Origin of the sequence: Streptomyces sp. NPDC059895 (assembly GCF_042731035.1) — a bacterium.
Classification (GTDB): domain Bacteria; phylum Actinomycetota; class Actinomycetes; order Streptomycetales; family Streptomycetaceae; genus Streptomyces.
The window spans coordinates 238,329-250,526 of record NZ_JBHWKO010000002.1 but is presented as its reverse complement, the minus strand read 5'-3'; the positions used below and the strand labels follow the sequence as shown (position 1 = coordinate 250,526).

Annotated in this window: 9 protein-coding genes and 1 pseudogene; 5 read left to right on the top strand and 5 right to left on the bottom strand. The window is 74.6% G+C overall.

What is annotated here, in order from left to right; genetic code table 11:
- Nucleotides 1-47 precede the first annotated feature (47 nt).
- Nucleotides 48-692: a peptide deformylase gene (locus ACFV9M_RS03105; protein ID WP_385074537.1), complete on the top strand. Its 645-nt coding sequence runs from the start codon at nt 48-50 to the stop codon at nt 690-692.
- Between the two features lie 37 nt (nt 693-729).
- On the opposite strand, the gene ACFV9M_RS03100 is transcribed toward ACFV9M_RS03105, so the two are convergent.
- On the bottom strand, nt 730-2,148 hold the full coding sequence (locus ACFV9M_RS03100; protein ID WP_385074534.1) for a dihydrolipoyl dehydrogenase family protein: 1,419 nt from the start codon (nt 2,146-2,148) through the stop codon (nt 730-732).
- A gap of 142 nt (nt 2,149-2,290) precedes the next feature.
- Here ACFV9M_RS03100 and trxA point away from each other — a divergent pair, with 142 nt between their 5' ends.
- Nucleotides 2,291-2,692: a thioredoxin gene (gene trxA / locus ACFV9M_RS03095; RefSeq protein WP_385074531.1), complete on the top strand. Its 402-nt coding sequence runs from the start codon at nt 2,291-2,293 to the stop codon at nt 2,690-2,692.
- Between the two features lie 33 nt (nt 2,693-2,725).
- On the opposite strand, the gene ACFV9M_RS03090 is transcribed toward trxA, so the two are convergent.
- The 3 genes from ACFV9M_RS03090 to ACFV9M_RS03080 all read right to left on the bottom strand — a co-directional run bounded on the left by ACFV9M_RS03090 (nt 2,726) and on the right by ACFV9M_RS03080 (nt 6,348).
- Nucleotides 2,726-4,162, bottom strand: coding sequence for an aldehyde dehydrogenase family protein (locus ACFV9M_RS03090; protein ID WP_385074529.1), 1,437 nt, complete (start codon nt 4,160-4,162; stop codon nt 2,726-2,728).
- Nucleotides 4,163-4,536: 374 nt separating this feature from the next.
- Complete coding sequence (locus tag ACFV9M_RS03085) at nt 4,537-5,574, bottom strand: LacI family DNA-binding transcriptional regulator (protein WP_385074526.1); 1,038 nt, start codon at nt 5,572-5,574, stop codon at nt 4,537-4,539.
- A 123-nt stretch (nt 5,575-5,697) separates the two neighbouring features.
- A complete protein-coding gene (locus ACFV9M_RS03080; protein ID WP_385074524.1) occupies nt 5,698-6,348 on the bottom strand; it encodes a TetR/AcrR family transcriptional regulator in 651 nt (216 codons plus the stop codon).
- Nucleotides 6,349-6,467: 119 nt separating this feature from the next.
- On the opposite strand from ACFV9M_RS03080, the gene ACFV9M_RS03075 reads away from it, so the two are divergent.
- Nucleotides 6,468-7,031, top strand: coding sequence for an NADPH-dependent FMN reductase (locus ACFV9M_RS03075; protein WP_385074522.1), 564 nt, complete (start codon nt 6,468-6,470; stop codon nt 7,029-7,031).
- 121 nt (nt 7,032-7,152) lie between these two features.
- On the opposite strand, the gene ACFV9M_RS03070 is transcribed toward ACFV9M_RS03075, so the two are convergent.
- A complete protein-coding gene (locus ACFV9M_RS03070; protein ID WP_385077079.1) occupies nt 7,153-8,604 on the bottom strand; it encodes an MFS transporter in 1,452 nt (483 codons plus the stop codon).
- 219 nt (nt 8,605-8,823) lie between these two features.
- Between ACFV9M_RS03070 and ACFV9M_RS03065 the strand changes: the two are divergent.
- Nucleotides 8,824-9,276: pseudogene (locus tag ACFV9M_RS03065) on the top strand (MarR family winged helix-turn-helix transcriptional regulator); the annotation flags it as partial.
- Between the two features lie 676 nt (nt 9,277-9,952).
- Entirely contained in the window at nt 9,953-11,995 is a 2,043-nt protein-coding gene (locus ACFV9M_RS03060) for a SpoIIE family protein phosphatase (protein WP_385077081.1), read from the top strand.
- Nucleotides 11,996-12,198: the final 203 nt, after the last annotated feature.

Here is a 12,198-nt window from a genome sequence, read left to right as displayed (position 1 = left end):
TCGAGTGACCTGCGTCACAAGTGCGTGGGTCGTGGGATGCTGGCCCGATGTCATCCCCCCGTTCCCACGCCCCCCTTGCCGAGCGGATCGAGGAACTCCTCGCCCCCGGCGGCCCGTTGCCGATCGTCGCGGCGGGCGACCCGGTCCTGCGCGGCGGCGCCGAACGCTACGACGGTCAGCTCGATCCCGCGCTGCTGGCCCGCTTCGTCGAGGCCCTGCGCGTCACCATGCACGCGGCGCCCGGGGTGGGCCTTGCCGCGCCGCAGGTCGGCGTGGGTCTGCGGATCGCGGTGATCGAGGACCCGGCGCCGGTGCCCGAGGAGGTGCGGGTGGCCCGGGGCCGGGTGCCGCAGCCGTTCCGGGTCCTGGTCAATCCGTCGTACCGGCCGGTGGGCGACGCCCGGGCCGCGTTCTTCGAGGGGTGCCTGAGCGTGCCGGGCTGGCAGGCGGTGGTGGCCCGGCACGCGGAGGTGCGGCTGACGGGCGAGGACGAGCGGGGCCGCCCGCTCGACGAGGTGTTCACGGGCTGGCCCGCCCGGATCGTCCAGCACGAGACGGACCACCTCGACGGCGTGCTCTACCTGGACCGGGCCGAACCGCGCTCGCTGTCCGCCAACGCCACCGTGCTGGAGCGGTGGGCGCAGCCGACGCCGAAGGAGGCCGCGCGGGCGCTGGGCTTCGAGCTGCCGTGAACGCGGCCTCCGCGCCGGAGCGGGCCGGACCGGCGGGTCAGTTGTCCCGGTACGCCTCCAGCAGCCGCAGCCACACCTCGCTGATCGTCGGGTAGGACGGGACGGCGTGCCACAGACGGACGAGCGGTACCCGGCCCGCGACGGCGACGGTCGCCGAGTGGAGGAGCTCGCCGACGCCCGGTCCGACGAAGGTGACGCCGCGCAGGGTCTCGTCGTCCAGGTCGACGACCATCCGGGCGCGGCCCTTGTAGCCCTCGCCGTACAGGCCCGCCCCGGCCACGGAGGAGAGGTCGACGTCGACGGCGCGGACGCGGTGTCCGGCCTGTTCCGCCTCAGCCAGGGAGAGGCCGACGGCGGCCGCCTCGGGGTCGGTGAAGACGACCTGCGGGACCGCGTGGTGGTCCGCGGTGGCCGCGTGGGCGCCCCATGGGCCGGAGTCCGGGTGTGCCGTGTCCGCGGCGCGGGCCGCGATGGCGGCGCCCGCGATCCGGGCCTGGTACTTGCCCTGGTGGGTGAGGAGGGCGCGGTGGTTGACGTCGCCGACGGCGTAGAGCCAGTCGCTGCCGGTGACGCGCAGGCTGTCGTCGACGGTGAGCCAGGAGCCCGGTTCCAGGCCGACGGTGTCGAGGCCGATGTCGTCGGTGCGCGGGGCACGGCCGGTGGCGAAGAGGATCTCGTCGGCCTCGATGCGGTCGCCCGCGCCGGTGACGGCGACGACGGTGCCGTCCGCGCGGGTCACCGACTCCACGGAGGTGCCCGTGCGCACGTCGACGCCGGCCTCGGCGAGCGCCTCGGCGACCAGTTCCCCGGCGAACGGCTCCATGCGGTTGAGCAGGCCCTTGCCCCGCACCAGCAGGGTCACCCGGGCGCCGAGCGCCTGCCAGGCGGTGGCCATCTCGGTGGCGACCACTCCCCCGCCGACCACGACGAGCCGGCCCGGCACGGACCGGGCGCTGGTCGCCTCCCGGCTCGTCCACGGCTGGACCTCGGCGAGGCCCGGCAGATCGGGCAGGACGGCGCGGCTGCCGGTGCAGACGGCGACGGCGTGCCGGGCGGTCAGGACCGTGCCGCCCACGGTCACGGTGCGGGGGCCGGTGAGGCGGCCGTGGCCGCGGTACAGGTCGGCGCCGATGCCCTCCAGCCAGCCGACCTGTCCGTCGTCGTGCCAGTGCGAGGTGTAGTAGTCGCGGTGGGCGAGGACCGCGGCGGCGTCGAGGGGGCCCTGCACCGCCTGGCGCAGGCCGGGCAGGCGGCGGGCCTCGGCCCGGGCGATGACCGGGCGCAGCAGGGCCTTGCTGGGCATGCAGGCCCAGTACGAGCACTCGCCGCCGACCAGCTCGCTCTCCACGACCGCGGTGGTGAGGCCGGCCGCGCGGGTGCGGTCGGCCACGTTCTCCCCCACGGGCCCGGCACCGAGCACCACGACGTCGTAAGCGATGGATTCCGTTTCCGTCATGGGGTCAGTCTGGTGGGTGGTGTGCGGGGTGGCCACACGGGTAGGGGCGCGGAATACGCGACCGGCCGGCCGTGTTGTGCGGACGGCTTCACCCCATGTCAGGACGCGCCTGGCAGGAAGCACCGGGAGGCAGGTTCACGCCATGAGCAGCACCGTGGAGCTCACCAAGGAGAACTTCGACCAGACGGTCACCGACAACGACTTCGTCCTGATCGACTTCTGGGCGTCCTGGTGCGGGCCGTGCCGTCAGTTCGCCCCGGTCTACGACAAGGCCGCCGAGGAGAACCCGGACCTGGTGTTCGGCAAGGTGGACACCGAGGCGCAGCCGGAGCTGGCCGCGGCCTTCGGCATCCAGTCCATCCCCACGCTGATGATCGTCCGTGACCGTGTCGCCGTGTTCGCGCAGCCGGGCGCCCTGCCGGAGGCCGCTCTGGCGGACGTCATCGGGCAGGCCCGCGAGCTGGACATGGACGAGGTCCGCAAGTCGATCGAGGAGCAGCAGGCCGCCGGTCAGGGCTCCCAGGCCGCCGCCCAGGGCGAGTAGAGCGCCCGGGGCGCACGGGCGCCGGGGGAAGCGTCAGAAGGGGTACGGCGCCACGTCGCCGCGCACCGTCGTCCAGCGCACGTCGGTGAAGGCCTCCAGGTTGGCCTCGCCGCCGAAGCGGGCGCCGGTGCCGGAGGCGGCGACCCCGCCGAAGGGGGCGACGGCCTCGTCGTTCACCGTCTGGTCGTTGACGTGCACGATGCCCGTCGGGATGCGTTCGGCGAGGTCGAGGCCGCGGGCGGCGTCCCGGGTGACGATGCCCAGGGAGAGGCCGTAGGAGCTCGCGGCGGCGAGCGCGGCGGCTTCGTCGGGGGTGGTGAAGGCGCGTACGGGGGCGACGGGGCCGAAGACCTCCTGCGCGTAGGCGGGGGTCCGTTCGTCCACTCCGGCGAGGACGGTCGGGCGGTAGAAGAGGCGCTCGTGGGCGCCGCCCGCCGCGAGCCGCGCGCCGGCGGCGGTGCTGGCCTCCACCAGGGCGTGCACCTTGTCCCGTTGGCCGTGGTCGATGAGCGGGCCGAGGTGGACCTGGTCGCGGTGCGGGTCGCCGACGGCCAGGGAGTCCGCCTTCGCCGCGAGCCGTTCGACGTACTCGCCGTAGAGCGAGGCGTGCACCAGGTGGCGGCCGGTGGTCATGCAGATCTGGCCCTGGTGGAAGAACGAGCCCCAGGCGGCCGTGGAGATCACCGCGTCGAGGTCGGCGTCCTCCAGCACGATCAGGGCGGAGTTGCCGCCGAGTTCCAGGTGGGCGCGCTTGAGGTGGCGTCCGGCGGCCTCGCCGACGGCCCGCCCGGCCGCGGTGGACCCGGTGAAGGAGATCACCGGCACCCGCGGATCGGCGACCAGGGCCGCGCCGGCGTCGGGGCCGCCCGGCAGGACGTGCAGCAGGCCGTCGGGGAGACCGGCCTCGGCGAGGACGGCGGCCAGGGACAGCCCGCCGCAGACGGCCGTGCGCGGGTCCGGCTTGAGGACGACGGCGTTGCCGAGCGCGAGGGCGGGCGCCACGGAGCGGATGGACAGGATCAGCGGGGCGTTGAACGGCGCGATCACGCCCACCACCCCGACGGGGACCCGACGGGTGTACGACAGCCGGGGCGCCTCGCTGGGCAGCACCTGGCCGACCGGGCGGGAGGCGAGCGCGGCGGCCTCGTAGCACTCCTGGGCGGCGACGTGCAGCTCGAAGTCGGCCTTGCCGGGGACGGACCCGGACTCGCGCACCAGCCACTCGCGCAGTTCGCCGGCGTGCGCGGCGAACAGGTCGCCCGCCCGGCGCAGCACGCCCGCGCGGACGAAGTGCGGGGCGCGGGCCCAGGCGGCCTGCGCGGTCCGGGCGGCCTCGGCGGCCGGTGCGACGTCCTCGGCGGCGGCCAGGACGACGGTGCCGAGCCGCTCGCCGGTGGCGGGTTCGGTGACGGCGTACTCGGGACCCGACAGGGGACGGGACTGCCAGGTCGTGGGGTCGAGCAACGGCATGACGGCTCTCCGATCAGTGCCCCGCGGGAACCGGGTGGGAGCCACGTCCCGTGGTGGTGCGCCGCCGGTCCGGCGGGCGCGTGGCGGGACGTGGTGCTCCGGCACGGCGGCCGGGCGAGCCGCGTCCGGTGGTCGAACGCCTCCCATCCGGTTGAGCGTGCAACATCCTAGGTCCGCGGACCGCGTTCGGCGGGGTGCGTGCCCCCCATGTCTCCGGTGTCTCCGGTTTCTCCGGTTTCTCTGGTGTCTCCGATGTCTCCGGTGTCTCCGGTGTCTCCGATGTCTCCGAGCACGAGTACCCGTCGGGGGCGTACCCAGCCCGTGGTGGACGGAGGCTGGGCGGGAGGTGGGCCGGCAGCCCGCCTCCCGGTCGGTCACGTGGAGTCGCGCTGCACCACCGTGGCCTCGAAGAGCTCGTGCGACTCGGGTTCGGCGCCGGGGTCGCGGACGGCCCGGTCGACCAGGCCGGCGAGGTCGCGGCCGGAGGGCAGGGCGATCCGGACGGTGCTCAGCCGCGGGCGCAGCAGCCGGCCCAGCATCAGGTCGTCCGCGCCGATGACGGCCGTGTCCTCGGGGATGCGCACGCCCGCGTCCTGGAGGGCGCGCATCAGCAGCATCGCGTACTCGTCGTTGTAGGCGACGACCGCGTCCAGGCCGAGGCCGGGCCAGCGGGCGGCGAGGGCCGCCGCGGACTCCTCCGTGTGGGCGAGGGGCAGTTCGGTGACGGTGGCGTCGGTACCGCGCAGGGTCTCGCGAACGCCGGCCAGGCGGGGGACGGCGAACACCTCCAGTCCCGGGTCCTCGGGGACGACGACGCCGATGCGGCGGCGGCCGCGCGCGTACAGGTGCCCGGCGGCGCTGCGGCCGACGCCGGCGTGGTCCATGAGCAGGGCGTGGGCGCCCTGGACGGCTTCGGAGCCGAGGGTCACCACGGCCCGGGCGCCGGAGCGTTTGAGCACGGCGACGCCCTGCGGGCCGAGCCCGGGTCCCGGCACCAGGACGGCCACCGGCCGCAGTTCGGCCCAGGCGCGGGCGGCGGCGTCGCCGAACGGGCCACTGGCGCCGTACTGGACGACGGTGTAGTCGAGGCGGCTGAGCGCGCCCTGGAAGTCGTGCACGAACTGCGTGTAGAGGGGTCCCGCCGGGGCGGGCGGGGTGGGCATCAGGACCATACGGCTGTGTCCGCTGCGCAGGCTGCGGGCGGCCGCGTGCGGGACGTAGCCGAGGTCCTTGGCGGCCTGGCGGACCCGGCGGCGCGTGGGTTCGCTGATGCGGACGGCGCTGGTGTTGTTCAGCACGTAGGAGACGGTCGCGCGCGAGACGCCGGCCAGGCGGGCCACGTCGGCGCTCGTGGGCACGGAGTGCGGCGCCGACGACGGTGTCGGCGCGGGCGGATTCGGTATCTGCACCATGACGTACGGCATCTTGGCAGAAGTCCGGCCGGGGCCGCCGGGCGGGTCCGGACCGGGCCGGGACGCGCTCCCCGCGGCGCGGACGGACCAACTCCCCTTTCCCGCAGGGGAGGTGAGTGGTCGTCAGCCTTTGGTGACCCGGTCGACCAGGTCGCACCAGGCGGCCTCCAGCCGGGCGAGCGGCAGGTCGCGCTGCCGGGTCAGATGGTGGATCAGGGCGGGGTCGAGGTGGCCCATGAGCGTGTGGGCGAGCAGCTCGGCGTCCGCGTCCGGTGCCGCCTCGCGCAGCAGCAGCGCGACATGGCTGTGGTGGAGGCGGCGGGCCGGCACGAGGAAGCGGCGGTGCGCGTCGGGTTCGGCCGCCAGTTGCAGGTCCAGCTCGTCGTGGGCGCGCCGCATCAGGGCGGCCCCGAACGCCCGGAGCCGCTCCACGGGCGGCGCGCCGGGGCCGAGGGGCGGGGGGCCGCTGAGGAAGGCCGCCTGGAACTTCCGCTCCGAGTGGTCCAGCAGGGCCGTGAGCAGACCGGTGCGGTCGCCGAAGCGGCGGAAGACCGTCCCTTTGCCTACGTCGGCCGCGGCGGCCACCGCCTCCATGGTGACGGCGCCCGCGCCGTGCTCGGCGATCAGGCGGGCGGCGGCATCCAGCAGCCTGGCCCGGTTGCGGGCCGCGTCGGCACGCAGACAGGGCTCGTCCGCGGTCGGCCCGAGCTGGAGCAGCAGGGGCTCGCCGATGGTCTCCTCGGGCCCGTCGAAGGGCGGCACGACGGTGGACATGAAGACAGCGTAAAGCACCGGGAATGAAACTGGACCCCGGTCCGTTTGCAGTGATAGAACTCAAACGGACCCCGGTCCGGATCGTTACGGCCCTGTTTCAGCCCCCCTGGGAGTTACCCATGTCTGTTCGCATCCTCGCGCTCGTCGGCAGCCTCCGCGCCGGCTCGCACAACCGCCAGCTCGCCGAGGCGGCCGTCAAGCTCGCTCCCGAGGGTGCCGAGGTCGAGCTCTTCGAGGGCCTGGCCGACATCCCCTTCTACAACGAGGACATCGACGTCGAGGGCAGCGTTCCGGCCGCCGCCGTGAAGCTGCGCGAGGCCGCCCAGGCCTCCGACGCCTTCCTGCTGTTCTCCCCCGAGTACAACGGCACCATCCCGGCCGTCCTGAAGAACGCCATCGACTGGCTGTCCCGCCCGTACGGCGCCGGCGCCTTCGGCGGCAAGCCCGTCGCGGTGATCGGCACCGCCTTCGGCCAGTACGGCGGCGTGTGGGCGCAGGACGAGACCCGCAAGGCCGTGGGCATCGCCGGCGGCAAGGTGATCGAGGACCTCAAGCTGTCGATCCCCGGCTCGGTGACCCGTTTCGCCGACACCCACCCGGTGGACGACGCCGAGGTCGCCGCGCAGCTCACCGAGGTCGTCGCCCGGCTGCACGGCCACGCGGGCGAGCCCGCTGCCGCCTGACCCGCACGGCCCCGCGCGGGGCACGGCCGTCCGACCGCCGTGACCTGGCGGGACACACGGCGAAGGGGCCCGGAGTGATTCCGGGCCCCTTCGCCGTGTGCCGCGGTCGGACGGCCGTCGGTCAGACGGCGGCCTGGGCCGGCTCGGACGCCGGGTCGGCCGTCCGCTCACCGGACTCCGCGGTGCGGGCGGCGGGGATGAGGGCGGCGATGGCGGCGGAGACCAGGGCGAGGCCGCCGCCGACGAGGAGCGCGGTGCGGAAGCCGTCCTCGGAGGCGAAGGTGTGGCCGCCCAGGGTCGTCGTCATCTGGGCCAGGATCACGCCGATGACGGCGGCGCCGACCGAGGTGCCGAGCGAGCGCATCAGGGTGTTGAAGCCGTTGGCGGCGGCGGTCTCCGACAGCGGCACCGAGCCCATGATCAGGGCGGGCATCGAGCCGTAGGCGAGGCCGACACCGCTGTTGATGACGATGCCCACCACCATCAGGCCCCAGGCGGAGCCCATCAGCGCCATGGACAGGCCGTAGCCGGCCGCGATGACCAGCGCGCCGCAGATCAGCGTGAACTTCGGCCCGCGGGCGTTGGTGAGCTTTCCGCCGAGCGGGGAGACGAACATCATCATGATGCCGCCGGGCGCCATCCACAGGCCGGCCGCGAGCATCGACTGGCCGAGGCCGTAGCCGGTGGCCTCCGGGAACTGCAGCAGCTGCGGCATGACGAGCATGCTCGCGTACATCGCGAAGCCGACGAAGACCGAGGCGATGTTGGTGAGCAGCACCCGCGGGCGGGCGGTGGTGCGCAGGTCGGTCAGCGGGTCGGTGGTGCGGGTCTCCCACAGCCCCCAGGCCGCGAACACGACGACGGCGGCGGCGAACAGGCCGAGCGTGAGGCCCGAGCCCCAGCCCCAGTCGGCACCCTTGGAGACCGCGAGCAGCAGACTGACCAGACCGGCGCCGAGGCCGAGCGCGCCCGGCAGGTCGAAGCGCTGGCCCTTGGCCGCGGCGGGCACGTCCGGGATCAGGAACCAGATCAGCACGGAGACGGCTACGGCCATGCCGGCCGAGCCCCAGAACAGCACGCGCCAGTTCGCGTACTGGGCGATCGCCGCGGCGATCGGCAGACCCAGGCCGCCGCCGATGCCCATGGAGGCACTGACCAGGGCGATGGAGGAGCTGAGCTTCTCCGCCGGGACGACGTCGCGCAGCAGGGCGATGCCCAACGGCACCATGCCCATGCCCATGCCCTGCAGACCGCGTCCGACGATCATCGTCACGACGTCGGAGGCCAGGGCGCAGACCACCGAGCCCACCACCAGCGGCACCGCGCACACCAGCAGCATGCGCCGCTTGCCGACCAGGTCGCCGAGCCGGCCGACGACCGGTACGCAGACCGCGCCGGCGAGCAGGGTGACCGTGATCACCCAGGCGGCGTTCGAGGACGAGGTGTGCAGGATCTGCGGCAGCTCGGCGATGAGCGGGGTGACCAGGGTCTGCATGATCGCGGCCGTGATGCCGGCGAGCGCGAGCGTGGCGACCACGCCACCCGCGCGGGCCGTGGGCTGGGGGGCGTCCATGGGCGGACTCCTCGACTTTCTCTCGGTCCCGGAACGTGCGCCGGAGGTCTCGGAGCAGGTGCCGGAGGTCTCGGGACAGGTGCCGGAAGGGAAGGATGTGCATCATACATGCGGCATGTATCCAGCACATGATGTGGCTGGTGCACGACGGTGTGCCAGGATGGAGTGGCCGCCCCGGGACGTGCCGCGGGACGGTCGCACGAACAGGAGGCTGGGCACATGGAGAGGCCGACGCACGAGGTCGAGTACGAGCAGATGCTGCTCAGCCGCCACACGTTCCTGAACCAGCGCGGAGGCCGCCGCAAGGACGGCGTGCTGGAGCGCAGCGCCTACATCCTGCTGAGCCGGATCCGGGTGCAGGGGCCGATGTCCATCGGCGAGCTGAGCGACGCCTTCGGCCTGGACGCCTCCACCCTCAACCGGCAGACCGCGGCGGCGGTGCGGGCGGGACTCGTCGAGCGGATCCCCGACCCGGCGGGCGGGATGGCCCGCAAGTTCCGGATCACCGACGACGGCCTGCGGCTGCTGGACGAGGAGCGCGAGGGCATCGTCGAGACCCTGGACCGGGTGATGGAGGACTGGTCCGACCACGACATCGCCGCCTTCGCGACGTACCTGCGGCGCTTCAACCACGGCATCGAGCGCATCGGCGGCCGCCCGTGGCCGCGCCCGTCCGAGCCGGGGGCCGTCGAGGGCGGCCGGGAGGCGCCGACGGGGCAGGCATCGGCGGGAGCCGGCCGGCGCTGACCGCTCCCGGCCTCCCCCGACCGCCCTGGGCCTCCCCTGACCGTCCCGGGCCTCCTCCCGATCGTTCCCAGGCCCCCTGACCGTCCCGGGCCCCCGACTGTTCCCAGGCCCCCTTTCCGGTGCCGCGCCGCCGCCGACCGGTCCCGCGCCGCCGCTCACCGGCTCCGACCCGGTCCGGCACCTCCGCTCACCGGTGCCGCACCTCTGCTGACCGGGTCCGCGCCGCCGCCCGCCGGGCGCCCGTCGCCCGCCGCCGACCGGTCCCCCGCCGCCGCTCACCGGCTCCGACCCGGTCCGGCACCTCCGCTGACCGGTGCCGCACCTCTGCTGACCGGGTCCGCGCCGCCGCCCGCCGCCGACCGGCCCCCGCCGCCGCTCACCGGCTTCGCCCCGGTCCCGCACCTCCGCTGACCGGTCCCGCACCTCCGCCCGGCGTCGCCCGGCGTCGCCCGTCGGCGCTGACGGCGGGCTCCGGCGCGGGGCCGAGTCGGGCGAGGGTGCCCGAGGGTGTTGCCCTTCCGACCGTCCTGTGCCCTAATCGGATGGCCCATCAGTACGGATCTTGGCGCTACGGTCCGCCGCGCCGGAGGGAGCGGCTCGTATGCGCGGGGTTGTGTCCACCGACGACGAGGTCACGACGGCGCCGGGCGGCCTGCTCGACCTGCTGAAGGTCGCGGCCGTGGTCCTGGACGCCACCGGGCACATCGCCCTGTGGAGTCCCGAGATCGAGCAGCTGCTCGGCCACTCCGCCGACGAGGCCCTCGGACAGCGCGCCGACGCGCTCCTCGTCGAGCCCCCGAACCGGCCCCGGGCCAGGGAGCTGTTCGCGCAGGTCCGCTCGGGAAAGAGATGGGCGGGCGTCTTCCCGCTGCGGCACCGGGACGGCACCGAGCGCCCCGTCGAGTTCCGTACGATGCGGCTGCTCGACCGCGAGGGACAGCCGCACCTGCTGGGGCTGGCCGCGGACGCGACGACCGTGCGGGGCCTCGAGCGGGATCTGGCGCTCTCCCACAGCCTGGTCGACCAGACGCCCGTCGGCATCGCCGTCTTCGACACCGACCTGCGCTGGGTGGCCGTCAACCCCGCGCTGGAACGCATGAACGGCGTGCCCGAGTCGGTGGTGGTGGGCCGCCGGCTGGGCGAGGTGCTGCCCGGTCTGGACGTGGACGCCATCGAGGGCCGGATGCGCCACGTGCTGGAGACCGGCGGATCCCTGCTCGACCAGCAGACCATCGGCCGTACCGTCGCGGACGCCGAGGACCGCGCGTACTCGGAGTCGTACCACCGCATCGAGGACACCGACGGCCGGGTGCTCGGTCTGGCGGTGGCCGTCCTGGACGTCACCGAACGCCAGCAGGCCTCGGCCGAGATCGCCCAGGTCCGGCAGCGGCTCTCCGTGATCGCGGAGGCCGGGGTGCGGATCGGCACCACGCTGGACCTGCGGCAGACCGCGCGGGAACTGGCCGACGTCGCGGTGCCGCACGTGGCCGACCTGGCCGCCGTCGACGTCCTGGAGTCCGTCGTCGCGCACGGCACCATCACGCCCGTCACCGGCAGGTCCCCCGCCGAGTTCCGGGCGCTGGCCGTCGCGTCCGGCTACCCCACCGACGCACTCCACGCCGCCGACCCGGTCGGGGAACTGGCCACCTACGGGCCCTCGCGGATCATCACCCGGTGCGTGCGCAAGGCGCGGCCGGTGCTCGTCGAGCGCGTGGACGGGCGGACCATGCGGCGCATCGCCCGGGACGCCCGCGCCGCCCGGACGCTGGAGGAGGCCGGCGTCCACTCCTACCTCGCGGTGCCGCTGATGGCCCGCGGGAAGGTGCTCGGCACCCTCAGCCTGTACCGCACCGTCAACGACCGCCCCTTCGACGAGCAGGACCGCGTCCTCGCCCTGGAACTCGCCGCGCGGGCCGCGATCTCGATCGACAACGCCCGCCTCTACGGGCGCGAGCGCACCACCGCCCTCACGTTGCAGCGCAGCCTGCTGCCGTCCGCGCCGGCGCGGCGGGAGGGGCTCGACATCACCGCCCGCTACCGGCCCGCCCTGAGCGAGGTCGGCGGCGACTGGTACGACGTACTGCCGCTGGGGCCGCGGCGCACCGGGTTCGTGGTGGGCGACGTGATGGGCAAGGGCGTCCAGGCCGCCGCGATCATGGGGCAGCTGAGCACCGCCACCCGCGCGCTGGCCCGCCTCGACCTGCCGCCCGCCGAGCTGCTGCGGCACCTGGACGACATCGCGGGCTCGCTCGGCGACGCGATCGCCACCTGCGTGTACGCCGTGTGCGACCTGGAGCGCGGGACCTGCGCCCTGTCCAGCGCCGGTCATCTGCCGCCGGTGCTGGGCCGCGGCGACGGCACCGCGGACCTCGTCGAGGTGCCCGGCGGCGTTCCGCTCGGGGTGGGCGGGGTGGACTTCGGCACCGTGGAGGTGGAGCTCACCCCCGGCACCCTGCTCGCCCTGTACACCGACGGGCTGGTCGAGAACCGGGCCGAACCGATCGACACCGGCCTCACCACGTTGACCCGGCTCCTGCAGAGCCCGGACGACTCGCTGGAGCGGACCGGCGACACCCTCCTCGGCGCCCTGCGCCCGGAGCCCGACGACGACGTCGCCCTCCTCCTGGTCCGCACCCACGTCTGACCCCGGAACGGAGGCCGCGCGGGACCCGGCAACCTGGACGGCTCCGCGGTCCGCCTCACGATGGCCTCCCTGTTCCTGCCCAGGCCATGGCCATGGGCATCGACTGATCGACACCGGCACGCCCTTCGGCGCCGGCGAAGACCTCGCTCCGCCTCAGTGCCTCGGGCCAGGTGACACTCTCACCTGCGGCGGCGAAAGACTTG